This is a genomic window from Pseudomonas fluorescens, from assembly GCF_041354075.1.
Lineage (GTDB): Bacteria > Pseudomonadota > Gammaproteobacteria > Pseudomonadales > Pseudomonadaceae > Aquipseudomonas > Aquipseudomonas fluorescens_CE.
This window is the reverse complement of record NZ_JARZGC010000003.1, coordinates 348,809-372,256: the sequence shown is the minus strand read 5'-3', so window position 1 is coordinate 372,256 and position 23,448 is coordinate 348,809. Positions and strand designations below refer to the sequence as shown.

At 59.8% G+C, this 23,448-nt stretch carries 25 protein-coding genes; 11 read left to right on the top strand and 14 right to left on the bottom strand.

Annotated elements, in window-relative coordinates; genetic code table 11:
• Positions 1 to 35 precede the first annotated feature (35 nt).
• Together QIW53_RS05895 and grxD are read left to right on the top strand one after the other, a co-directional pair.
• A complete protein-coding gene (locus QIW53_RS05895; protein ID WP_371048697.1) occupies positions 36 to 2,141 on the top strand; it encodes a molybdopterin oxidoreductase family protein in 2,106 nt (701 codons plus the stop codon).
• Positions 2,142 to 2,238: 97 nt separating this feature from the next.
• Positions 2,239 to 2,571 (top strand): Grx4 family monothiol glutaredoxin, encoded by a 333-nt coding sequence (gene grxD / locus QIW53_RS05890; protein ID WP_192305341.1) that lies wholly within the window; start codon positions 2,239 to 2,241, stop codon positions 2,569 to 2,571.
• Between the two features lie 78 nt (positions 2,572 to 2,649).
• Here grxD and bfr read toward each other — a convergent pair whose 3' ends face one another.
• Complete coding sequence (bfr, locus tag QIW53_RS05885) at positions 2,650 to 3,126, bottom strand: bacterioferritin (protein WP_371048696.1); 477 nt, start codon at positions 3,124 to 3,126, stop codon at positions 2,650 to 2,652.
• 200 nt (positions 3,127 to 3,326) lie between these two features.
• Positions 3,327 to 3,545 (bottom strand): bacterioferritin-associated ferredoxin, encoded by a 219-nt coding sequence (locus tag QIW53_RS05880; protein WP_093430580.1) that lies wholly within the window; start codon positions 3,543 to 3,545, stop codon positions 3,327 to 3,329.
• A 311-nt stretch (positions 3,546 to 3,856) separates the two neighbouring features.
• On the opposite strand from QIW53_RS05880, the gene QIW53_RS05875 reads away from it, so the two are divergent.
• Positions 3,857 to 4,459 carry a peroxiredoxin gene (locus QIW53_RS05875; protein WP_192305345.1) on the top strand — a complete coding sequence of 201 codons (603 nt, stop codon included), beginning with the start codon at positions 3,857 to 3,859 and terminating at the stop codon, positions 4,457 to 4,459.
• Positions 4,460 to 4,529: 70 nt separating this feature from the next.
• On the opposite strand, the gene rnt is transcribed toward QIW53_RS05875, so the two are convergent.
• Together rnt and pyrC are read right to left on the bottom strand one after the other, a co-directional pair.
• Positions 4,530 to 5,204 carry a ribonuclease T gene (gene rnt, locus QIW53_RS05870; protein ID WP_371048695.1) on the bottom strand — a complete coding sequence of 225 codons (675 nt, stop codon included), beginning with the start codon at positions 5,202 to 5,204 and terminating at the stop codon, positions 4,530 to 4,532.
• The gene (pyrC, locus tag QIW53_RS05865; protein ID WP_371048694.1) at positions 5,201 to 6,247 is read right to left on the bottom strand and encodes a dihydroorotase; all 1,047 of its coding nucleotides are present in this window, start codon (positions 6,245 to 6,247) and stop codon (positions 5,201 to 5,203) included. Before pyrC ends, rnt begins: the two co-directional genes overlap by 4 nt.
• A 170-nt stretch (positions 6,248 to 6,417) precedes the next feature.
• On the opposite strand from pyrC, the gene QIW53_RS05860 reads away from it, so the two are divergent.
• Positions 6,418 to 7,326: a flagellar protein MotY gene (locus QIW53_RS05860; RefSeq protein ID WP_371048693.1), complete on the top strand. Its 909-nt coding sequence runs from the start codon at positions 6,418 to 6,420 to the stop codon at positions 7,324 to 7,326.
• Between the two features lie 129 nt (positions 7,327 to 7,455).
• Entirely contained in the window at positions 7,456 to 8,673 is a 1,218-nt protein-coding gene (locus QIW53_RS05855; protein ID WP_371048692.1) for an argininosuccinate synthase, read from the top strand.
• A gap of 141 nt (positions 8,674 to 8,814) precedes the next feature.
• On the opposite strand, the gene QIW53_RS05850 is transcribed toward QIW53_RS05855, so the two are convergent.
• On the bottom strand, positions 8,815 to 9,450 hold the full coding sequence (locus tag QIW53_RS05850; RefSeq protein ID WP_371048691.1) for a hypothetical protein: 636 nt from the start codon (positions 9,448 to 9,450) through the stop codon (positions 8,815 to 8,817).
• 474 nt (positions 9,451 to 9,924) lie between these two features.
• Here QIW53_RS05850 and QIW53_RS05845 point away from each other — a divergent pair, with 474 nt between their 5' ends.
• Positions 9,925 to 10,551 (top strand): response regulator transcription factor, encoded by a 627-nt coding sequence (locus QIW53_RS05845; protein ID WP_084322710.1) that lies wholly within the window; start codon positions 9,925 to 9,927, stop codon positions 10,549 to 10,551.
• 86 nt (positions 10,552 to 10,637) lie between these two features.
• On the opposite strand, the gene QIW53_RS05840 is transcribed toward QIW53_RS05845, so the two are convergent.
• The 8 genes from QIW53_RS05840 to metG form a co-directional block, all read right to left on the bottom strand.
• Complete coding sequence (locus QIW53_RS05840; RefSeq protein ID WP_371048690.1) at positions 10,638 to 10,817, bottom strand: PA3496 family putative envelope integrity protein; 180 nt, start codon at positions 10,815 to 10,817, stop codon at positions 10,638 to 10,640.
• A gap of 107 nt (positions 10,818 to 10,924) precedes the next feature.
• Positions 10,925 to 11,563: an endonuclease III gene (gene nth / locus QIW53_RS05835; RefSeq protein WP_371048689.1), complete on the bottom strand. Its 639-nt coding sequence runs from the start codon at positions 11,561 to 11,563 to the stop codon at positions 10,925 to 10,927.
• A gap of 25 nt (positions 11,564 to 11,588) precedes the next feature.
• Entirely contained in the window at positions 11,589 to 12,098 is a 510-nt protein-coding gene (locus QIW53_RS05830; protein WP_371048688.1) for an Rnf-Nqr domain containing protein, read from the bottom strand.
• Positions 12,091 to 12,696, bottom strand: coding sequence for an RnfABCDGE type electron transport complex subunit G (locus QIW53_RS05825; RefSeq protein WP_371048687.1), 606 nt, complete (start codon positions 12,694 to 12,696; stop codon positions 12,091 to 12,093). Before QIW53_RS05825 ends, QIW53_RS05830 begins: the two co-directional genes overlap by 8 nt.
• A complete protein-coding gene (locus tag QIW53_RS05820; RefSeq protein WP_371048686.1) occupies positions 12,693 to 13,682 on the bottom strand; it encodes an RnfABCDGE type electron transport complex subunit D in 990 nt (329 codons plus the stop codon). The genes QIW53_RS05825 and QIW53_RS05820 overlap by 4 nt, the downstream gene beginning before the upstream one ends.
• Positions 13,669 to 14,901, bottom strand: a complete 1,233-nt coding sequence (gene rsxB / locus QIW53_RS05815; RefSeq protein ID WP_371048685.1) for an electron transport complex subunit RsxB — start codon at positions 14,899 to 14,901, stop codon at positions 13,669 to 13,671. Before rsxB ends, QIW53_RS05820 begins: the two co-directional genes overlap by 14 nt.
• Positions 14,898 to 15,467, bottom strand: coding sequence for an electron transport complex protein RnfA (locus tag QIW53_RS05810; protein ID WP_371048684.1), 570 nt, complete (start codon positions 15,465 to 15,467; stop codon positions 14,898 to 14,900). The genes rsxB and QIW53_RS05810 overlap by 4 nt, the downstream gene beginning before the upstream one ends.
• Positions 15,468 to 15,608: 141 nt before the next feature.
• Positions 15,609 to 17,660: a methionine--tRNA ligase gene (gene metG, locus QIW53_RS05805; RefSeq protein WP_371048683.1), complete on the bottom strand. Its 2,052-nt coding sequence runs from the start codon at positions 17,658 to 17,660 to the stop codon at positions 15,609 to 15,611.
• A gap of 185 nt (positions 17,661 to 17,845) precedes the next feature.
• Here metG and apbC point away from each other — a divergent pair, with 185 nt between their 5' ends.
• Complete coding sequence (gene apbC, locus QIW53_RS05800) at positions 17,846 to 18,940, top strand: iron-sulfur cluster carrier protein ApbC (protein WP_371048682.1); 1,095 nt, start codon at positions 17,846 to 17,848, stop codon at positions 18,938 to 18,940.
• Between the two features lie 65 nt (positions 18,941 to 19,005).
• Here the strand turns inward: apbC and QIW53_RS05795 are convergent, their stop codons facing one another.
• Positions 19,006 to 19,764, bottom strand: coding sequence for an SDR family oxidoreductase (locus QIW53_RS05795; protein ID WP_371048681.1), 759 nt, complete (start codon positions 19,762 to 19,764; stop codon positions 19,006 to 19,008).
• Positions 19,765 to 19,927: 163 nt separating this feature from the next.
• Here QIW53_RS05795 and QIW53_RS05790 point away from each other — a divergent pair, with 163 nt between their 5' ends.
• From QIW53_RS05790 to groL, 4 genes are all read left to right on the top strand, one after another.
• On the top strand, positions 19,928 to 20,659 hold the full coding sequence (locus QIW53_RS05790; RefSeq protein ID WP_371048680.1) for a HugZ family pyridoxamine 5'-phosphate oxidase: 732 nt from the start codon (positions 19,928 to 19,930) through the stop codon (positions 20,657 to 20,659).
• Between the two features lie 66 nt (positions 20,660 to 20,725).
• Complete coding sequence (locus tag QIW53_RS05785; protein ID WP_371048679.1) at positions 20,726 to 21,202, top strand: FxsA family protein; 477 nt, start codon at positions 20,726 to 20,728, stop codon at positions 21,200 to 21,202.
• 246 nt (positions 21,203 to 21,448) lie between these two features.
• Positions 21,449 to 21,742 (top strand): co-chaperone GroES, encoded by a 294-nt coding sequence (locus QIW53_RS05780; protein WP_371048678.1) that lies wholly within the window; start codon positions 21,449 to 21,451, stop codon positions 21,740 to 21,742.
• A 49-nt stretch (positions 21,743 to 21,791) separates the two neighbouring features.
• The gene (gene groL, locus QIW53_RS05775; protein ID WP_371048677.1) at positions 21,792 to 23,438 is read left to right on the top strand and encodes a chaperonin GroEL; all 1,647 of its coding nucleotides are present in this window, start codon (positions 21,792 to 21,794) and stop codon (positions 23,436 to 23,438) included.
• Positions 23,439 to 23,448: the final 10 nt, after the last annotated feature.

Below are 23,448 nucleotides of genomic sequence, written 5' to 3'. Positions count from 1 at the left end.
GATAATGCCCGCCCAGTACAAGAAAGAGACTGGCCATGACCAAGACTCTCCATCACCGTGCCTGCCACCTGTGTGAAGCCATCTGCGGCCTGACCATCGAGACCACCGAGACCGATGGCAGCGTGCAAATCACCTCGATCAAGGGCGACGCCCAGGATACGTTCAGTCGCGGACACATCTGCCCCAAGGCGGTTGCCCTGCAGGACATTCAGAACGATCCCGACCGGCTGCGCCAGCCGATGCAGCGGGTCGGCAATGAGTGGCAGCCGATCGAATGGGAAGACGCCTTCAATCTGGTCGCCGAGCGGTTGTCGCAGATTCAGGCGCGCCACGGGCAGAATGCGGTGGCGGTCTATCAGGGCAACCCCAGCGTGCACAACTATGGGCTGATGACCCACAGCAATTACTTCCTGGGCTTGCTGAAGACCCGCAACCGGTTTTCCGCGACCTCGGTCGACCAGTTGCCGCATCACCTGACCAGCCATTTGATGTACGGCCACGGCTTGCTGTTGCCAATCCCGGACATCGATCACACCGACTTCATGCTGATTCTCGGCGGTAACCCGCTGGCGTCCAACGGCAGCATCATGACCGTGCCGGATGTGGAAAAGCGCCTGAAGGCGATTCAGGCCCGGGGCGGCAAAGTGGTGGTGGTCGACCCGCGCCGCAGCGAGACGGCAGCGATCGCCGATCAGCACCTGTTCGTGCGCCCGGGGGGCGATGCGGCGTTGTTGTTCGGCTTGCTCAATACGCTGTTTGAGGAAGGCCTGACCCGCGACAGCCATCTGCCGGTGGAAGGCCTGGAACAGGTTCGCCAGGCGATAGCGCGGTTCACGGCCGAGGCGATGAGCCCGCTCTGTGCGGTGCCGGCCGAGCAGATACGCCAGTTGGCCCGGGAATTCGCAGCGGCGCCGACGGCGGTCTGCTATGGGCGCATGGGGGTATCGACTCAGGCTTTCGGCACGCTTTGTCACTGGCTGGTGCAACTGATCAACCTGGTGACCGGCAACCTCGATCGCGTCGGCGGTGCGCTGTGCACCGAACCGGCCGTGGACCTGGTGGCAACCACCTCCGGCGGGCATTTCAATCTGTGGCAGAGCCGGGTCTCCGGACGCCCGGAATATGCTGGCGAGCTGCCGGTGTCGGCCATGGCCGAAGAGATGCTCACCGGCGGGGAAGGGCAGGTGCGGGCGTTGATCACGGTGGCCGGCAACCCGGTGCTGTCGACACCCAACGGCCGGCAACTGGAGCAGGCGCTGGACGGACTGGAGTTCATGGTCAGTGTCGACCTGTACATCAACGAAACCACCCGTCATGCCGACCTGATCCTGCCGTCGACATCCGCCCTGGAAAATGATCACTACGACACCACGTTCAACCTGTTTGCCGTGCGCAACGTCACCCGCTTCAACCGCGCGATTCTGGCCAAGCCGGAGGGGGCGTTGCATGACTGGGAGATATTCGTCGGGCTGGCGAACGCCTTCGCTGCAAAAACCGGCAAGGAATTGAAGCCAACGATGCCGCCGGCCAAGATGATTGACCTGGGGTTGCGCATGGGCGCCTACGGCGATGCATCGGCACACAAATTGTCGCTGGCGACGCTGTTCGATCACCCCCATGGCGTAGACCTGGGCGCACTCAAGCCCAACCTGGCAGCGCGCCTGAAAACCGCTGACCAGCGCGTGCAGGCGGCGCCCGAGGTCATGCTCGCCGACCTGGCTCGTTTCGCCTCTTCGCGGGCGCCGGCCGCCGATGAGCTGCTGATGATCGGTCGTCGTCATGTGCGCAGCAACAATTCCTGGATGCACAATTACCACCGGCTGGTGAAAGGCAAGCCGCGTCACCAGTTGCTGATGCACCCGGATGACCTCGCCAGTCGCGGGCTCAGCGACGGGCAGCGGGTGCGGGTCAGCTCCCGGGTCGGCGTGATCGAGGTGGAAGTGCTTGGCAGTCCGGACATGATGCAAGGCGTGGTCAGCCTGCCCCACGGTTGGGGCCATGCGCGGCCCGGCGTGCAGATGACCATTGCCAGCAGCCAGCCGGGTTGCAGTGCCAATGACCTGACCGACGAATGTCAGCTCGATGAGCTGTCGGGCAATGCGGCGTTGAACGGTGTACCGGTAACGGTGGCGGCGGCTTGAACGGGTCTGTCGGAGAGGCCGAGCATGGCGCTCGGCTTTCCGTTACAATGCGCCACCGTGCCGACCCCTGAGTCGGAAAGTTCAGTCGAGGTGCTCCATGGATATCATCGAAACGATTAAAGAGCAGATTGCTAACAACACCGTTCTGCTCTACATGAAAGGCTCGCCAAATGCCCCGCAGTGCGGCTTCTCCGCAAAAGCTGCGCAGGCCGTGATGGCGTGTGGCGAGAAGTTTGCGTACGTGGACATCCTGCAGAACCCGGAAATCCGCGCCAACCTGCCAAAATACGCCAACTGGCCAACCTTCCCGCAACTGTGGGTTGCGGGCGAGCTGGTCGGTGGTAGCGACATCATGACCGAGATGGCTGCAGACGGTTCGCTGCAAACCACCATCAAGTCGGCTGTCGAAGCCGCTGCTGCCAAGGCCTGATTGCGTTTTCGCAGGCCCGCAGGCACAAAAAAGCCCCGCCTCTTCGAGAGAGCGGGGCTTTTTAATGGGAAACGAAAATTACTCGTCGTCGCCCATCTGCGATTGCAGGTAGTTTTCCAGGCCGATCTTGTCGATCAGACCCAGCTGGGTCTCCAGCCAGTCGATGTGCTCTTCCTCGGACTCGAGAATGTCTTCGAGCAGTTCACGGCTGCCGAAGTCACCCACGGTTTCGCAGTGCGCGATCGCGACTTTCAGGTCGGCGTGACCGGTGCGTTCGATACGCAGGTCGCACTCCAGCATTTCCTGGGTGTGCTCGCCAATCTGCAGCTTGCCCAGGTCCTGCACGTTAGGCAGACCTTCCAGGAACAGGATGCGCTTGATCAGCTTGTCCGCGTGTTTCATCTCGTCGATGGATTCGTGGTACTCGTGCTTGCCAAGTTTGTTCAGGCCCCAATCTTCATACATGCGTGCATGCAGGAAGTATTGATTGATCGCGACCAGCTCATTGGCAAGGATCTTGTTGAGATGCTGGATGACTGTGATGTCGCCTTTCATGATGGGGTCCTGCCCTGTAATAGCTGTCTATAGGGCAGAGTTTGAGCCGCATAATCAGGGGTGTCAAACCTAAGTTATTGAATAATAAATGAAAATTAATCGGAATAAGAATGTTTGTGTTCCGCGTCTTGCGCGTAACCAATTGATTTTCAGACATAAAAAAACCGGACATCAAGTCCGGTTCTTTGAAAGCGGGGTATTTATGCTGCGGTAAATTCTACGGGATAAGGAATCGCGGCCTGGGCGGTTTGCAGTTTGGTCAGTGTTTCACGGACCACTTCCTTGGCCAGGCAGGCGCATTTGCCGCATTGGCTGGCTACGCCAGTCGCCTGACGGACTTCCTTGTAGCTGCAGCATCCTTCGTAGATTGCATCGCGAATTTGACCGTCGGTGACGCCAGTGCAGAGGCAGACATACATAAGTAAAACCGTCGCTGTTTGTGTCTCAATTGCGATGGATCTTAATGTTAACGAGAATGATTGTCAAAGTGGTTTCTGACAGCTTTGAGTAATTAGCTGCCAGGACTGACGAACGGTTTTTCCGGGCAATCTGCTATCAGTCCTCGCGACGTCCTTTCGGCGCTCCGGTGAAAATCCGTTGAGGACAGCTTAAAAACGCAGTGTATGATGGCCGGTCCTTATGAAGGGGGTGAGTGTCACAGGGCTGTCGCCTGAGGGTGACAGGCTGGCACTAACCCGGAACTTCACGTTTTTACACCAGGAGATATTCAATGAGCGTACTCGTAGGCAAGCAAGCCCCGGATTTCACCGTACCGGCCGTTCTCGGCAATGGCGAAATCGTCGACAGCTTCACCCTGTCGTCGGCCATCAAAGGCAAATACGGCCTGGTGTTCTTCTACCCGCTGGACTTCACCTTTGTCTGCCCATCCGAGCTGATCGCTCTGGACAACCGCATGTCTGACTTCAAGGCACGCAACGTGGAAGTGATCGCTGTTTCGATCGACTCGCACTTCACCCACAACGCCTGGCGCAACACGCCGGTCAACAATGGCGGTATCGGCGAAGTCCGTTACACCATGGCGGCCGACATGAAGCACGAAATCGCCAAGGCCTACGACGTTGAGTCCGAAGGCGGCGTGGCTTTCCGTGGCGCGTTCCTGATCGACGACAAAGGCGTTGTCCGTTCGCAGATCATCAACGACCTGCCGCTGGGCCGTAACATGGAAGAGCTGATCCGTCTGGTCGACGCCCTGCAGTTTCACGAAGAGCACGGCGAAGTCTGCCCTGCCAACTGGAAGAAAGGCGACAAGGGCATGAACGCTTCGCCGGAAGGTGTCGCGGCCTACCTGACCGAGCACGCTGCTGCCCTGTAAGGCGCGTTCGAGGCAAGAAAAAACCGGCCATCATGGGCCGGTTTTTTTTATGGGCGCGTTTGCAACGACATCAATCGTCAAAGTCTTCCCAGCCGCCCATTTGCTTCCAGCGATTGACGATGCCGCAGAACAGCTCCGCCGTCTTCTCGGTGTCGTAGCGAGCCGAGTGGGCTTCGCGACCGTCGAAATCGATGTCAGCGGCCTGACAGGCTTTCGCCAGTACGGTCTGGCCATAGGCGAGACCCGCCAGGGTGGCGGTGTCGAAGCTGGAGAACGGATGAAACGGGTTGCGTTTCATGTCCAGCCGCGCGACGGCGGCATTCAGGAAGCCCAGGTCGAAGCTGCTGTTGTGCCCCACCAGGATTGCCCGCTTGCAGCCATTGGCTTTCAATGATTTGCGGATGCCACGGAAAATATCGGTCAGTGCCGTTTCTTCGCTCACCGCCATGCGCAGCGGGTGATCGAGCTTGATGCCGGTAAATTCCAGCGCGGCCGCTTCGATGTTGGCGCCTTCAAATGGCTCTACACGGAAGAAATAGGTGTGATCGGGATACACGAAGCCTTTTTCGTCCATGCCGATGGTGGTCGCGGCAATTTCCAGCAAGGCGTCAGTGGCAGAGTTGAAACCGCCGGTTTCAACATCGACAACGACTGGCAGGTATCCCCGGAAGCGCGCAGCCATCGGGTGGCGAGGGCCACCGGCGCCCTGACCGTCCTGTTCGTCGTCGAAATGGTCTTCACTCACGCGTGTTCCTCCAGCAGGCGCCAGCGCAGTTTTTCACCGGCGCGCAGCGGGATGACAGTCAGCTCGCCAAACGGCAGGCTGGCAGGGGCGGTCCACTCTTCGCGGACCAGGGTGATGCGGTCGGTGTTCGCCGGCAGGCCGTAGAAGCGAGGGCCGTTGAGGCTGGCAAACGCCTCGAGTTTGTCCAGCGCATTGCGCTGTTCGAAGGCTTCGGCGTACATCTCGATCGCGGCAAATGCGGTGTAGCAACCGGCGCAACCGCAGGCGGCCTCTTTGGCGTGCTGGGCATGGGGCGCCGAGTCGGTGCCGAGGAAGAACTTTTCGCTGCCTCCGGTGGCGGCGTCGAGCAGGGCTTCCTGATGGGTATTGCGCTTGAGAATCGGCAGGCAGTAGAAGTGCGGCCGAATCCCGCCGACCAGCATGTGGTTGCGGTTGTACAGCAGGTGATGCGCGGTGATGGTCGCGCCAACATTGGCCGAAGCTTCATTGACGAACTGCACGGCGTCGCCCGTGGTGATGTGTTCGAACACCACTTTGAGCGTAGGGAAACGCTCGACCACACGGCGCATGTGCTCATCGATGAAGATTTTTTCGCGGTCGAACACGTCGATGTCGCCGCGGGTGACTTCACCGTGAACCAGCAGGAGCATGCCGACTTCGGCCATCGCCTCGAGCGCGGGGAAGATCTTGTCGATGCTGGTGACGCCGGAGTCCGAGTTGGTGGTTGCACCGGCCGGGTACAGCTTGGCGGCGTACACGAAACCGCTGGCCTTGGCCTGGCGAATTTCTTCAGGCTGCGTGCGGTCGGTGAGGTACAGGACCATCAAGGGTTCGAATTGGCTGCCGGCCGGACGTGCGGCGAGAATCCGCTGGCGATAGCCGTCGGCTTCAGCGGCGTTGCGCACCGGCGGTACCAGGTTGGGCATGATGATGGCGCGACCAAAGGTGCGCGCCACATCCGCAACGGTATTGGTCAACACGGCACCATCGCGAAGATGAATGTGCCAGTCGTCGGGACGCAGTAGGGTCAGGCGGTCGGACATGAGGGAATTCCAGGCGGGTCAAACTGGGGGGAATGCTACCGGAAAAGACTCTCTCAGGCACTCGCTATCAAGTTTTGCCGCAAGCTTCCGATATCCAACAGGTATGCCGTAAATATGTATCGGTCTTTTTGTTGTAGAAGTCTTTTTTGTAAAAGCCAGTGGAGCCTCCCGTGCGCCAGCGTTATCTAGCCTTGCTCAGTGTGTTTGCCAGCCTTCCCGCGATGGCGCTCACTTTCCAGACCCGTCTGGAGAGCATCGAGTGGACGGTCGAAGGGGACAAGTTCGAGTGCCGCCTGACCCAGCCGATCACCGATTTCGGTTCGGGCGAGTTCGTGCGTCGTGCGGGCGAGCAGGCGACGTTTCGCCTCAAGGCCTACAACTCGATGGTGGGGGGCGGTTCGGCGACGTTGCTGGCGGCGGCTGCACCCTGGCAGCCGGGGCGCGGGGACATCAATCTCGGCTCGGTGAAGATCGGCAGCGGCAACGTGCTGTTCAACAGCTCGCAAGTTCAGGCGGGACGCCTGATCAGTGGCCTGATGGACGGACGCAGCCCGGTCGTGCGGCATTATTCGGGCGATGGTCGGGTGTCGGAAGTGCGTTTGCTGCCGGTTAAATTCAACAAGGCGTTCAACGACTACCAGGGCTGCGTGGCCAAGCTGCTGCCGAAGAATTTCGAGCAGGTCAAGCAATCGCAGATCGGCTTCCCGGGCGAAGGGATCGAGCTCGATGCGCACGCCAAGGCTCAGTTGCAGGTCATGCTGGATTTCATGAAGGCCGATCCGACGGTCAATCACATCGAGCTCGACGGTCACTCGGACAACAGCGGCAATCGCCTGACCAATCGTGAGCTGTCACGACGCCGGGCGCTCGCCGTCATGGAGTACTTCAAGGCCAACGGTGTCCAGGAGTCGCAGATCACCGTACGCTTCCACGGCGAGCGTTATCCCTTGGCGCCCAACACCTCGGCGGCCAACAGGGCGAAAAATCGCCGGGTCAACGTTCATCTCGCACGTGTTGCGCCCACCGAGACGCCAGCGCCCCAGGCCACGGCAGCAGCGAGCGCGGCGAAGACCTCCTGAGGTGCGGCGTATCGTCGCTCACTCGACATAATCTGTCGCTTCGTCGTCATAAGCTGTCGCGCCACTGTAAATTATTCTGCATGACCGGTAGACTTGACGGCTTTCCGTAGAACCCCGTGGAGTGATGGCATGGCGGACGTAAACAAGGTCGTTCTGGCGTATTCCGGCGGCCTGGACACTTCGGTGATCCTCAAGTGGCTGCAGGATACTTATAACTGTGAAGTGGTGACCTTTACCGCTGACCTGGGTCAGGGTGAAGAGGTCGAACCTGCTCGCGCCAAGGCGCAGGCCATGGGCGTAAAAGAAATCTACATCGACGATCTGCGCGAAGAGTTCGTGCGTGATTTCGTGTTCCCGATGTTCCGCGCCAACACTGTTTACGAAGGCGAGTACCTGCTGGGTACCTCCATCGCCCGTCCGTTGATCGCCAAGCGCCTGATCGAAATCGCCAACGAAACCGGCGCTGACGCCATCTCCCATGGCGCCACCGGCAAGGGTAACGACCAGGTTCGTTTCGAATTGGGCGCCTACGCCCTCAAGCCGGGTGTGAAAGTGATCGCACCGTGGCGCGAATGGGACCTGCTGTCCCGTGAAAAGCTGATGGATTACGCTGAAAAGCACGCGATCCCGATCGAGCGTCACGGCAAGAAAAAATCCCCGTACTCGATGGATGCCAACCTGCTGCACATCTCCTATGAAGGCGGCGTGCTGGAAGACACCTGGACCGAGCACGAAGAAGACATGTGGCGCTGGACCGTCTCCCCGGAGAACGCACCGGACAAGCCGCAGTACCTGGAACTGACCTACCGCAACGGCGACATCGTTGCACTGGACGGCGTCGAAATGACCCCGGCCACCGTGCTGGCGACCCTCAACCGTATCGGTGGCGAACACGGCATCGGCCGCCTCGACATCGTCGAGAACCGCTACGTGGGCATGAAGTCCCGTGGCTGCTACGAGACCCCAGGCGGTACCATCATGCTGCGCGCCCACCGTGCGATCGAATCGATCACCCTGGACCGCGAAGTCGCTCACCTCAAGGATGAGCTGATGCCCAAGTACGCCAGCCTGATCTACACCGGTTACTGGTGGAGCCCTGAGCGGGTCATGCTGCAACAGATGATCGATGCGTCCCAGGTCAACGTGAACGGCGTCGTGCGCCTGAAACTGTACAAGGGCAACGTGATCGTCACTGGCCGCAAATCCGACGACTCGTTGTTCGACGCCAACATTGCGACCTTCGAAGAAGATGGCGGCGCCTACAACCAGGCCGACGCGGCGGGCTTCATCAAGCTCAACGCGTTGCGCATGCGTATCGCCGCGAACAAGGGTCGCAAGCTTTTCTGAAGTTTCTGACTCGGTAGTGGAATGTGTGGCCTTGTGTTCGACAAGGCCACACATCTGAAAACAGGGATTTTCCTTCGGACATTGCGATTCATCTTTCTTCTTGTGTAAAAACAACTCCCGCCTGCTGCATTCCCGTTGATTCTAGAAAGCGACTGAGCGTTGCGCGTCAGAGGGACGAGGCTGCTCGATCAGCGTGATGTCGTGAGAACTCAGGTTGTAAGCCACGCAAAACGGCAATCCGCCGCGTTTCTTGAACTGCCTGAACACACTGAACGCCCCTTCTTTCAGGTCATTCTCCGCTTCGCCACTGATGAGAAACACGACGACCCGAGCTGACTGCGCTTTGGCCGGGTGGATCTTTTTCAACAGTTCACGAAATTCAATCTTCCTGTTTATGCCGCGTGCATCGACGATGTGCAGGTCCTTCAGTCGTTCCGGCAACTCGATGTGGTGCTGAATGCAAAGGTGTTTGCGGGGGTGATCCTCGTCCGGTGGACCTTGTGCTGTTTCCGGACGTTCAGCCGACTCCAGCGCGTTGATGAAATGTTCTCCCTTCTCGTAATCGGATGGCGCGTACAGCGATCGATAGTTGAAGTTGAGTGTGGCGAAGAACAATAACAGCAAGTAAAACGGAAAACTGATCAAAAACCAGATATAGACGGCTCGCTCTTCGTTGTCGAGAAAGGGCAGGGAGACTGCCGCCGAAGTTTCAGACAGTGTTGCGAATATGGCGATTATCGTCATGGGGTTGGTGATTCTTTGTTTTAAGTTTTTCATCTTTTACACTCATATAAGTTTATCTTTTCTCGTTGGGTTATTGGGTGGGTTTATTATTTGCGGTCGTCATGTTAGCGGTGGATTAATATCAGGGATAGACCTGCTTTGGTTTTGTCGAGTTTATTGAAAGTCATTTGGTAAACATTCATGTGTCTGTGGGGCTGTGTTAATGACGAACGGGCGGTTATCATCCAGCGTAGCGCAATTGTCGTTGGGCGCTGTGCCTGGAAGGCTGGTTAATATCGGATTGTCGGGGGAGTAAATTGATACAAGAAATTGTTGAAGGGTGAAACGGCGTAAGGCAAATAAAGTTTCCAACGCGCAGGTTTCGAAGATTTCCTGTAAGAATATTCCGCGTTATTTGTAGGGAATGTCTCTCGCTGCGGGTGGCCGGGGGGGGCGGCATGCCATGGGTGAAACGACTAGGCTATTGTGCTGGCTCTAAAAATTCGAACAGCGAAATTGGACCTGCCCATGAATAAAGTGCTGATCGTGGATGATCACCCCGTCATTCGGCTTGCGGTGCGTATGCTGATGGAGCGTCATGGCTACGAAGTCATTGCCGAAACAGACAATGGCGTGGACGCATTGCAACTGGCTCGTGAACATATGCCGGATATTGTCATTCTGGATATAGGAATACCGAAGCTGGATGGACTGGAAGTCATTGCGCGGCTGGTATCGGCAGCGATGCCCATGAAAGTACTGATATTGACTTCCCAGGCGCCTGGGCACTTTTCAATGCGTTGCATGCAGTCGGGTGCAGCCGGATATGTGTGCAAGCAACAGGACCTGACTGAACTGCTCAGTGCAATAAAAGCAGTATTGTCAGGCTACAGTTATTTCCCCAATCAAGCGTTGCATACTGTTCGTTCGAGTCTGGGTAACGCCAGTGAAGCCGATATGGTCGATCGTTTGTCCGGCAGAGAGATGATGGTGCTGCAGCAGTTGGCCCGGGGCAAGACCAACAAGGAAATTGCCGACGGTATGTTTCTCAGCAACAAAACCGTCAGTACTTACAAGACTCGCCTGCTCTTGAAGCTCAATGCGCGATCCCTGGTGGACCTGATCGAGTTGGCTCAACGCAATGGGCTGGTGTGACGGCACTCCGGCATCAGGGGGCCTGGGCAAGTGGTTCAGGATTTCGCACATAAAGAAAAGCCTCCGTGCATGGAGGCTTTCAGGTGTCATAAGTCAAAATCGTAATCGGCCAATTGCTTCTGCAGTCGGCGCTCCTCCAGCAGGTTATCGATGGTGCGGCGTTTGCTCAGGTTGGTCTTTGCCACTTCAACCACAGGATCCGCGTCTTCGGCTTCACCCGGTGTGAAGTCGTCTTCCACTTCCAATTGCTCTTTACCGGTGCTCATAAGGTTAACTCCAGGCTTGGACTGCCTTTGGCGCTCCTTATATCGACAATCTCCTGCCGGGTAAAAAAGATTTTTTCAATCGATAAATCAATAAACCTAATAGTGCTTCAATCGTCCGAGGTCTTGTGCTTGTACTCGCACAAGTCTTCGATCCGGCAACTGCCACAGCGAGGCTTGCGAGCCAGGCAGACGTAGCGCCCGTGCAGGATCAGCCAATGGTGGGAATCGAGCAAAAATTCCTTTGGCACGAACTTCATCAGCTTCGTTTCCACTTCGACCACATTCTTGCCAGGTGCAATGCCGGTTCGATTACTGACGCGAAAAATGTGGGTGTCCACGGCCATGGTCAGTTGGCGGAACGCGGTATTGAGCACGACGTTGGCGGTCTTGCGGCCCACGCCCGGCAGCGCTTCGAGTTCTTCGCGAGTCTGCGGTACTTCGCCACCATGGCGCTCCACGAGCAGGCGACAGGTCTCGATCACGTTCTTCGCCTTGCTGTTGAACAGGCCGATGGTCTTGATGTACTCCGACAACCCCTCCACCCCCAACGCATGGATGGCCGCAGGGGTATTGGCGACCGGGTACAGCCTGGCTGTCGCCTTGTTGACGCCGACATCGGTCGATTGCGCGGAGAGAATCACCGAGATCAGCAATTCGAACGGTGTGGAATAGGCCAGTTCGGTCTTCGGTTCCGGGTTGTCTTCATGCAACCTGCGGAAAATTTCCAGACGTTTTGCAGCATTCATGGGCAGTGAGTTTCCTCGAAAACAATCAGTGTGAAGAGTTCGGGCGAGACCAGGCCTGCCAGGCAGCGATCAGCAGCCCCAGCAAAATGAACCCACCGGGTACCAGGGCAGCCAAGTGCAGGCCACTGTTGCCGAGCAATTCGCGCAATACGCTCAACCCCAGCATCAAGGCACCGAACAGGCCACAAAGGCGCAGGCGATCACGCCATGGAGACCGGAAGAAGCCTGTGTGCTCCAGAACGACGCATTGCAGGGCAATCAACCCGGCATAGACCCCAGCGTGCTGATGCCACTGCAACGAACAGGCCTGAGCAGCGATTTCTGCGCACGCAGTCAATGTGGCAGCGAGCATCAGGCCGGCGATCAGCCGTGCGGGCGCCGGGAGCCTGTCGCGCAACCGCTGCATGCCCATGCCGTAGGCGCTGATGAGCACGACAAACATCACATAGAGTTCCAACGCGGTCGTCCAGGCGTCGGTCGCCCCGATCAGCGGGGCGAGCATCAGCGAATTCTGCAGTGTCGATGGCTTATTCATGGGTCCCGATCCATCGTTGCCGATGTTCATCGAAATAGCGCAAGGCGTCGTGGATGGCGTTGATCACCGCTCTCGAAGTGATGGTCGCTCCGGCGATCTGGTCGAACTGGCCCTGATCCTTTTTCAAGGCCCAACCATTGTCGGGCGGTTCGCTGCGTGATGTTCCGGTGAAAACCGCGAGCCACGCATTGGGCCACTCGGCGATCCGCGCGCCCAGCCCCGGGGTTTCTGTCTGACTGAGGGTTTTGACCCCGAGCAACCTGCCCGTGCTGTCGATGGCGATCAACAGGTCGATACTGCCCACATAGCCGGTTGTCTGGCTGCGCAGCAAAACGCTGGTCGGGTGGCCGGCGCGGGTCACCAGATAGCCGCCCAGCAGGCGACTGTTGGTCAATGCGGTATTGTCCAGCGGCAACGGCTGTTCCAGCGGATGATTGTCGTAACGGTCGGCGGGCAACAGGTCCAGCAGCTTGCGGCTATCGATCTCGCGTTGTTCGGCGGCGATGCGTGACGCGCTGCCCTGTTGCGCAAGGTAGGTGGCGCCCATTCCCAGGCCAGCCAGCAGCCCGACGAGCACCCAGCTCGACACTCGGTTCATGGCGCTACCCGCGCTGGCCGCGAGGCGACAAACCGCTCCAGCGACGGAACGCAGAGGTTCATCAACAGCACCGCAAACGCCACGCCGTCCGGGTAACCACCCCAGGTACGGATCAGGTAGGTGAGCAATCCGACCCCGGCCCCGAACAGCAGGCGGGCGCCGGGGCTTTTTGCGCCGGACACCGGTTCGGTGACGATGAAGAAGGCGCCCAGCAGGCTGGCGCCACTGAGCAAATGAAACAGCGGTGAACCATGGGAGTCCGAACCCGAGCCGTTCCAGCACAGCAGGCTGATGACGAACAGGCTGGCGAGCATGCCGACCGGTGCATGCCAGGTGAACACCCGTCGTTGCAGAAGAAACAGGCCGCCGACGAGAAGCGCCAGGTTGATCCATTCCACGCCGCGCCCGCCCAGATGACCGAACGCCGGGCTGCTGGCGAAGAGTTCGTCAACGGTCAGGCTTTTGTTGATGCGCAGGCTGTCCAGTGCCGTGGCCTGCGCCCACGCATCCGGGGTTGGGCCGGGCATGAAACCGAACACCCGTTGCACGCTGCCGAACAGGTCCATGGCATGAGGCGACGGCCATTGGCTCATCGGCTGGGGGAATGTCACCAGCACCAGGGCCAGGCCGAGCATGGCCGGGTTGAAAGGATTTTTCCCCACGCCGCCATACAATTGCTTGCCGACCAGGCTGAATGCTGCGGCGCAGACGGTCAGCCACCAGGGGCAATACGGCGGCAAGGCCAGGGCGAGCAGCGTTGCCGTGACCAGCGCACTGCCGTCGCCCAAGGCAGGAAGCACTTCGCGTCCGCGCAGCTTCAGGGTAGCCGCTTCGACGGCCAGTGCGGCCGTTCCTGCCAATAGCAGGTTGATCAAGATGCCCCAGCCGAACCACCAGAACGACATCAGAATGCCTGGCACCGTGGCCAGCAAGACCAGCCTCATGGCCTGTTGAAGACGTTCGTCCACCGGTTCAAGGGGCGACATGGCTATCCACCTGGCGCTGGGCTTCCTGCAGGCGAACGCGCGCCTTGTCCAGCAACTCGGCGGGGGTGTCGGCGCGTCGTTGCAATTTGCTGACCTCGGCGCGCGCGTAGGCCAATTCGGTTTTCAGTTGTCGAAGCTGGTTATCGATGGGGCGCTTTTCGATGCGCACCAGATCCGGCAATGGCTGGTCGCTGGCGTCTTCCGCCGCATGCAAGGTTTTCTCGGCCTCGGCGAGGGCGCGCTGCAACGCGTCGAGCTGCGCAGCAGGTGCCTGGCTGGCCTGCGCCTTCTTGAGTTCAGCGCGTCGGGTGGCCAACTGGATTTTCGCCCGCTTCAGCTCGGCATCCTTGGCCGGGGGCGGAGTCGGGGCCGGGGCTTCGGGTCTGGACGTCGACGGCATGCTTCTCTCCAACTGCAACAAGGCGTGTTCTGCGGCTTCGAACTGCTGTTGCAGGATGATCAGTTGCGACTGTTGCTCGAACGTCGGCGGATGCCCGAATGCCTTGAGCGATCTGTTCAGTTGCGTGCGACTCATCGCCAGATCGATTTTGGCTTTCTTCAAGTCCGCATCGGCCTTCGCTGCCTTTTGTGCGCGGACCCTTTCCAGCGCCGCCTGAACCGGATCGAGTGCCGGGGCTTCGGCCTGCTGAGTCACACGCTGGGCCCGGGCCTGACGCTCGGCGAGTCTCTGCGCTTCCTCGCGCTGCAGGCGGGCGTTGCGCCGTTCGAAGCGCTGGCGGGCGTGGTCGCGTTTGGCGGCGCGTGCCTGTTGCGCTTCGAGGCTGAACGCCAGGCCACCGACGATCGGTATCACGGTCGCTGCCGGCAAGGGCCGCATTTCGATGCAGTCCACGGGGCAGGGGGCCACGCACAGGTCGCAACCGGTGCATTCGTCGACGATGACCGTGTGCATCCACTTCGCAGCACCGACGATGGCGTCGACCGGGCAGGCCTGGATGCACTTGGTGCAGCCAATGCATTCGGCCTCGCGGATATAGGCTATTTGCGCCGGGGCCGAGCCGCGACTGACGTCCAGCTCCAGCACCGGGACTTTCAGCAGTTCAGCCAGGGCCGAGATGGTTTCGCTGCCGCCGGGCGGGCACTTGTTGATCGGCTCGCCGTCGGCAATGCCCTCGGCGTAGGGTTTGCATCCGGCGTGCCCGCACTTGCCGCACTGGGTCTGCGGCAGCAGGGCGTCGATGCGTTGAATCAGACTCATGTTTTGATCAGTCCGTTGAATCCGAGAAAAGCCACTGCAATCAATCCGGCGCCGATCAGGTCGATGGGCAGGCCGCGAAAGGGCAGGGGAACATCGTTATCGAGGGTGCGCTGGCGCAAGTCGCAGAACAGGCTCAGCACCAGCCAGAATCCCAGCCCGGCGCCGATGCTCTGGGCCGTGGCGGAAAAAATGCCGTGGTCGTCACGGCTGTCGAGCAGTGCCAGCCCCAGCACGCCGGCATTGCCGAGCAGCAGCGGCCAGAGACCGTCGAACGACAGCGTCGGGAACACCTTCGTCAACACCTTCAGCAGCGGCGCGATCGACAGCACGCTCAGGGGCAGGAACACGAACAAGCGCAGCGAATCCAGCCCCAGCGGCACCAGCAGCCAATGGTAAAGCGCATGGGCCGGCAGAGCGACGATCAGCATCAGGCAGGTCGTGGCAATCCCCAATGCATGTACCCGGCCGCGTTCGCTCGCCAGCAGCGGGTCGACGCCCAACGGCCAGTGCAACACGAAGTTGTTGATCAGGGCGGTGCTGATGAGTGTGAGAACAATCTCGGTCATGATCGTGCCGGAAAAAAGGAAGGCTTTTTAACGGGTGGTCTAAAAAGCTTAGGCATTATCCGGCAAGGACGGAGGGTGGGCCAGATATGAAAATCCCACAGGCGCGCCAGGCACGACTGTGGGATGGGTCAGCGCGAGACCTTACTTGATGCGCTGACCTGGCTTGGCGCCGCTGTCGGGGCTGAGCAGGTAGATTTCTTCACCGCCGGGGCCGGCTGCCATCACCATGCCTTCAGAGATGCCGAACTTCATTTTTCGCGGCTTGAGGTTGGCGATCATCATGGTCAGGCGACCGTCGAGCTTGGACGGGTCCGGATACGCGCTCTTGATGCCGGAGAACACGTTGCGTTGTTCGTCGCCGATGTCGAGGGTCAGGCGCAGCAGCTTGTCGGCACCTTCCACGGCTTCGGCCTTGACGATCAGCGCCACGCGCAGGTCGACGGCGGCGAAGGTGTCGAAGTCGATTTCCGGCGACAGCGGGTCCTTGGCCAGTTCGCCGTTGCCGGCCGGTGCGGCGGCGCCGGTGTCGGTCTGGCTGGCGGTCAGGTCTTCCTTCGAGGCGTCGGTCATGGCCTGGACTTTCACCGGGTCGATTCGAGTCATCAGCGGCTTGAACTCGTTCAACTGATGGTTGCCGAGCCATGTCGCATGGTCATTCCAGGTCAGCGGCGCGACGTTGAGGAACGCTTCGGCATCGGCGGCCAGCAGTGGCAGCACCGGCTTGAGGAAGATCACCAGTTGGCGGAACAGGTTGACGCCGGTGGCGCAGATGGCCTGGACCTCGTCCTGCTTGCCTTCCTGTTTGTTCAGCGACCAGGGCGCCTTGTCGGCGATCCAGGCGTTGGCGCGGTCGGCCAGGGCCATGATCTCACGCATGGCGCGGGCGAAGTCGCGGGCTTCATAGGCATCGGCGATACCTGGCGCAGCGGCCAGGAAGGCTTCGGTCAGTTCCGGGGCCGCATTGCTGTCGACCATCAGACTGGCATTGCCCTTGTGGATGAAACCGGCGCAGCGGCTGGCGATGTTGACGACCTTGCCGACCAGGTCGGAGTTGACCTTCTGCACGAAGTCTTCGAGGTTCAGGTCGAGGTCATCGACGCCACGGCTCAGTTTGGCGGCGTAGTAGTAACGCAGGTATTCCGGCGACAGGTGCTCCAGGTAAGTCCGGGCCTTGATGAAGGTGCCGCGGGACTTGGACATTTTCTGGCCGTTGACGGTCAGGTAGCCGTGCACATTGATCCCGGTCGGCTTGCGGTAACCCGCACCTTCGAGCATCGCTGGCCAGAACAGCGCGTGGAAGTTGACGATGTCCTTGCCGATGAAGTGGTACAGCTCGGCGGTGGAATTTTTGTTCCAGAACGCATCGAAGTCCAGCTCCGGCGTACGGTCGCACAGGTTCTTGAAGCTGGCCATGTAGCCGATCGGCGCGTCCAGCCAGACGTAGAAATACTTGCCGGGTTCGTCCGGGATCTCGAAGCCGAAGTACGGCGCATCGCGGGAAATGTCCCACTGCTGCAGGCCGGCATCCAGCCACTCGGCGATCTTGTTGGCCACGGCGTCCTGCAGGGTGCCGCTGCGGGTCCAGGTCTGCAGCATCTCCTGGAAATCCGGCAACTTGAAGAAGAAGTGCTGGGAGTCCTTGAGCACCGGGGTGGCGCCGGAGATCGCCGACTTCGGATCCTTCAGGTCGGTGGGCGCATAGGTCGCGCCGCATTTTTCGCAGTTGTCGCCGTACTGGTCTTCGGTGCCGCATTTCGGGCAGGTGCCCTTGATGAAGCGGTCGGCCAGGAACATTTTCTTTTCCGGGTCGAAATACTGCGTGATCGAGCGCGTGGCGATGTGCCCGGCGTCGCGCAGCTTCAGGTAGATCTGGCTCGACAGCTCACGGTTTTCTTCGGCGTGAGTGGAGTGGAAGTTGTCGAAGTCGACCAGGAAATCGGCAAAGTCGGCGCTGTGTTCGGCCTGGACATTGGCGATCAGCTGTTCCGGCGTGATGCCTTCCTTTTCCGCGCGCAACATGATCGCCGAACCGTGGGCGTCGTCGGCGCAGACATAGATGCATTGGTTGCCGCGGTGCTTCTGGAAGCGCACCCACATATCGGTCTGGATGTATTCCAGCATGTGGCCAAGATGGATCGAACCATTGGCATAGGGCAGGGCGCTGGTGACGAGGATCTGGCGTGGCTCGGACATGGGGCTCGGCTACTTGATGAAACGGAGGTCGGCCACTATAAAGCGCCGGCGACTATTTTTCACCCCCGGGACCGGACTCCGGGGACGAACAACGGGTACCTGTCACATCCTGAAAGCATGCCGCGCGCACGCCAGAACAGGTACGATAGCCGCCTGATTTTCCAGTCTTGCTATTGGAGTTGCCCATGAGCGCCGTCAATCGCGCAGCGGTGGAAGCCGTCCTTCGTCAATACACCGACCCTTATATGAACCAGGACCCGGTCAGCGCCGGGTGTGTGCGCAGCATCGACATCCAGGGTGACCGCGTCAGCGTCCAGCTGGCGTTGGGCTACGCCGCCGGCCTGTTCAAGAGCGGCTGGTCGCAGATGCTGCAAATGGCCATCGAAGGCCTCGACGGCGTGGCGAGCGCCCGTGTCGAGATCACCAGCGTGATCGCCGCCCACAAAGCTCAGGCACAGATTCCGGGCCTGGCCAACGTCAAGAACGTGGTCGCCGTGGCCTCCGGCAAGGGCGGCGTAGGCAAGTCCACCACCGCAGCCAACCTTGCGCTGGCCCTGGCTCGGGAAGGCGCCCGGGTGGGGATTCTGGATGCGGATATCTATGGTCCGAGCCAGGGCATCATGTTCGGCATTGCCGAAGGCACCCGGCCGAAGATCAAGGATCAGAAATGGTTCGTGCCGATCGAGTCCCATGGTGTGGAAGTGATGTCCATGGCATTCCTGACCGACGACAACACGCCGATGGTCTGGCGCGGCCCGATGGTCTCCGGGGCGCTGTTGCAACTGGTGACGCAAACGGCCTGGGGCGATCTGGATTATCTGGTCATCGACATGCCCCCAGGCACCGGCGACATCCAGTTGACCCTGGCGCAGAAAGTCCCGGTGGCCGGCGCGGTCATCGTCACCACCCCGCAGGACCTGGCGCTGCTGGATGCGCGCAAGGGCGTGGAGATGTTCCGCAAGGTCAATATCCCGGTGCTGGGCGTGGTCGAGAACATGGCCGTGCACATCTGCTCCAACTGCGGGCATGCCGAGCATCTGTTCGGTGAAGGCGGCGGCGTGAAGCTGGCCGAGCAGTACGGTGTCGAGCTGCTGGCATCTTTGCCGCTGTCGATGGTCATTCGCGAGCAGGCCGACGGTGGCAAGCCGACCGTGATTGCCGAGCCCGACAGCCAGATCGCCATGGTCTATCAGGAACTGGCCCGCCATGTCGGCGCGCGGATCGTGTTGCAGGAAGCGATGTCGCCGGCGATGCCGAATATCAGCATCAGTGACGATTGATCTGTAAGCGCTGAACCCCCTGTGGGAGCGAGCAGGCTCGCTCCCACATTGGTTATGGAGTGGCCTTAGAGACGCAACCCGCCATCCATCTCCAGAATCCGCCCGGTGTAGTAGTCGTTCTCGAAGATATACGCCGCCGAATGGGCGATTTCCTGCGGTTTGCCCATGCGCTTGAGGGGAATTCCGGCGGTCATTTTCTCCAGTGCCTCGGGTTTCATGCCCAGGGTCATTTCGGTTTCGATGAACCCCGGCGCGATCCCTGCGACACGAATGCCGTAACGCGCGAGCTCCTTGGCCCAGGTTACGGTCGCGGCCGCGACACCGGCCTTGGCGGCGGAGTAGTTGGTCTGGCCGATGTTGCCGGCGCGGGAAATCGACGAGATGTTGATGATGGTGCCGGCGGTCTTCAGCTCGACCATTTTCGCCGCCACTTCACGGGTGCACAGGAACACGCCGGTCAGGTTGACGTCGATCACCGCCTGCCATTGCGCCAGGCTCATTTTGCTCATCTCGCCATCCTTGACCTTGAGCAGCAGGCCGTCGCGCAGGATGCCGGCGTTGTTGATCAAACCGTGGATCGCGCCGAAGTCATCGGCCACCTGGGCGACCATGTGGGTCACCTGTTCTTCATTGGCGACGTTGCACAGGTAGGCGCGGGCTTCGACGCCCTTGGCCTTACACGCGGCAACCGCCTCGTCGAGTTTTTCCTGGTTCAGGTCGACCAGGGCCAGCCGGGCGCCCTTGTCGGCGAAATACTCGGCCATGGAGCGGCCCAGACCCTGGCAACCGCCGGTGATAATGATTACTTTGTCAGTGAGTTGCATGGGCATGCCCCGGTAGCAGATGGAGTGGTGTTCCTTGTCGAGCGTTCTCGATCTGCGCCCGTCGTGACCTGGCTGCACATGAGAGTTTGCCTCGATGGCGCTCTGGAACTTTCACCAGACGCCCGTCCGTTTTTACGACGGATTCTTTATAAGGAGTCATAAATTGAGCGTTGAAGCGGCCAAGAATGCCCGAGAATTGCTTCTCAAGGAATACCGCGGAGTGCTGTCAACGCACTCCAAAGCCATGCCCGGCTTTCCGTTCGGCTCCGTGGTGCCCTACTGCCTGGACGAGGAGGGTCGCCCGCTGATCCTGATCAGCCGCATCGCCCAGCACACGCACAACCTGCAGAAAGACCCGAAGTGCTCGCTGTTCGTCGGCGAGCGCGGTGCCGAGGATGTGCAGGCCGTCGGTCGCCTGACTTACCTCGCCGAGGCGCAGCAACTGCAGGACACTGCCGAGATCGACAGCGCGGCCGAACGTTACTATCGCTACTTCCCGGAGTCGCAGAACTATCACAAGGCCCACGATTTCGATTTCTGGGTGCTCAAACCGGTGCGCCACCGTTACATCGGCGGGTTTGGCGCGATTCACTGGGTCGATCAACTGACCCTGGCCAATCCCTTCGCAGGCAAGGCGGAAGTGAGCATGGTCGAGCACATGAACGCCGATCACGCCAAGGCCATCGCGCACTACGTCGACCTCGCCGGACTGCCGACGAGCGAACCGGCGCAACTGGCCGGCATCGACACCGAAGGCATGCACCTGCGCATCGGCCAGGGGCTTTACTGGCTGCCGTTCCAAGCCCCATGTAATACGCCGACACAAGTGCGCGAAGCCTTGGTTTTCCTGGCTCACGCCGAGCAGTGGCCGAAAAATGCAGCGGTCGACGCTTGAATTCACGAATCGGTGACGTCATCTAGGGAAGACTGGCAAGGCATTCTTGCGTTGAGGAACCATTTGATGCGCCCTTTTTTATTGCTCTTTGTACTGTTTCCGGTGTTGGAGCTGTTCGTATTCGTCAAGGTGAGCGCAGCGATCGGGTTTTTTCCGGCGCTGCTGCTGGTCATTCTCGGCTCGATGCTCGGTGTGTTCGTGCTGCGTATCGCCGGCCTGGCCACTGCGCTGCGTGCGCGTGAAAGCCTGAACCGTGGCGAACTGCCGGCCCAGACCATGCTCGAGGGCCTGATGCTGGCGCTGGCCGGCGGCCTGCTGATCCTGCCGGGCTTCGTCACCGACGTGTTGGGCCTGGTCCTGCTGCTGCCGTTCTCTCGTCGGCTGCTGGCCAACAAGATGCGTCAGCGCGCCGAAGAAGCGGCGGTCCGTCAACGGGCCTTCGCCGATGACCTCCAGCCACGGGGCGGTCCTGCTCCGCGCGAGCCCCTGGGACGTGAGCCGGAAGTGATCGAAGGCGAATTCGAACACCGCGATCCCAAGTAAGTCGTTTCAACTGCACGGCACCTTCGGGTGCCGTGTTCCTTTTCGGCCATCGATTAAAAAATTTCGTGGCCGGCCCTTGTAATAAGCTTATGCGCCCTTATGTAACGGTCACCGCAAGGTTTCTGGCGAATGCGCCAGACAGACTTCAGCGGTTCGCTCGTCGAACCGCAACCGGCACCGCCGGACTTTGTTAAACCCGCCGGGATTACACCGGCCGATGAAAACCACAATTAGGAGAGATCGACAATGAAGCTTCGTCCTCTGCATGACCGCGTCGTCATCCGTCGCAGCGAAGAAGAAAAGAAAACCGCTGGCGGTATCGTCCTGCCAGGTTCGGCTGCCGAAAAAGCCAACAGCGGCGAAATCCTCGCTGTAGGCAGCGGCCGCGTTCTGGACAACGGTGAAGTGCGTGCACTGTCCGTAAAAGTGGGCGACAAGGTTGTGTTCGGTCCTTACTCCGGCAGCAACACTGTGAAAGTCGACGGCGAAGACCTGCTGGTAATGGCTGAGAACGAGATTCTCGCTGTTATCGAAGGCTGATTCCCCGCTCATTTTCCCGTTACTACAAAGTATTTAAGGAATATCGATCATGGCTGCTAAAGACGTTAAATTCGGCGATTCCGCCCGCAAGAAAATGCTTACCGGTGTCAACGTCCTGGCTGACGCGGTAAAAGCGACCCTGGGCCCGAAAGGCCGTAACGTGATCATCGAGAAGAGCTTCGGCGCTCCGACCATCACCAAGGACGGCGTTTCCGTAGCCAAGGAAATCGAGCTGGAAGACCGTTTCGAAAACATGGGCGCGCAGCTGGTCAAAGACGTTGCCTCCCGTGCCAACGATGACGCAGGCGACGGCACCACCACCGCTACCGTTCTGGCTCAAGCGATCGTCAACGAGGGCCTGAAAGCCGTCGCTGCCGGCATGAACCCGATGGACCTCAAGCGCGGTATCGACAAAGCGGCCATCGCGGTCGTCAAAGAGCTCAAGGCTCTGTCCAAGCCATGCGCCGACACCAAGGCCATCGCTCAGGTGGGCACCATCTCCGCCAACTCCGACAACTCCATCGGCGACATCATTGCCGAAGCCATGGAAAAAGTCGGTAAAGAAGGCGTGATCACCGTTGAAGAAGGCTCGGGCCTGGAAAACGAACTGTCGGTTGTAGAAGGCATGCAGTTCGACCGTGGCTACCTGTCCCCTTACTTCGTCAACAAGCCGGACACCATGGTGGCCGAGCTCGACGGCCCGCTGATCCTGCTGGTCGACAAGAAGATCTCGAACATCCGCGAAATGCTGCCAGTACTGGAAGCCGTTGCCAAAGCCGGTCGTCCACTGCTGATCATTGCCGAAGACGTTGAAGGCGAAGCCCTGGCGACTCTGGTTGTGAACAACATGCGTGGCATCGTCAAAGTCGCCGCCGTCAAGGCGCCAGGCTTCGGCGACCGTCGCAAGGCCATGCTGCAGGACATTGCCGTTCTGACCGGCGGTACCGTGATCTCCGAAGAGATCGGTCTGAGCCTGGAAAGCACTACCCTGGAGCACCTGGGTAACGCCAAGCGCGTGACCCTGTCCAAGGAAAACACCATCATCGTTGACGGTGCTGGCGTACAGGGCGACATCGAAGGCCGTATCGCCCAGATCCGTGCCCAGGTGGCCGAAACTTCCTCAGACTACGACCGTGAAAAACTGCAAGAGCGTCTGGCCAAGCTGTCCGGCGGCGTTGCAGTGATCAAGGTTGGCGCTGGTTCCGAAGTCGAAATGAAAGAGAAGAAGGCCCGCGTTGAAGACGCCCTGCACGCTACCCGTGCAGCCGTTGAAGAAGGCGTGGTACCTGGCGGTGGTGTAGCGCTGATCCGTTCGCTGCAAGCCATTTCCGAACTGAAAGGCGACAACGCTGATCAGGACGTGGGTATCTCGGTTCTCAAGCGTGCCATCGAAGCACCGCTGCGTCAGATCGCTGCCAACAGCGGTGACGAGCCAAGCGTTGTGGTCAACGAAGTCAAGAACGGCAAGGGTAACTACGGTTACAACGCTGCGAGTGGCGAATACGGCGACATGATCGAAATGGGCATCCTGGACCCAACCAAGGTCACCCGTTCGGCTCTGCAATCGGCCAGCTCCATCGCCGGTCTGCTGCTGACCACCGAAGTGGCCATCGCTGATGCACCGCGTAAAGACGCTCCAGCTGGCGGCGGCATGCCAGACATGGGCGGTATGGGCGGCATGGGCGGCATGATGTAAGCCAGCCTTA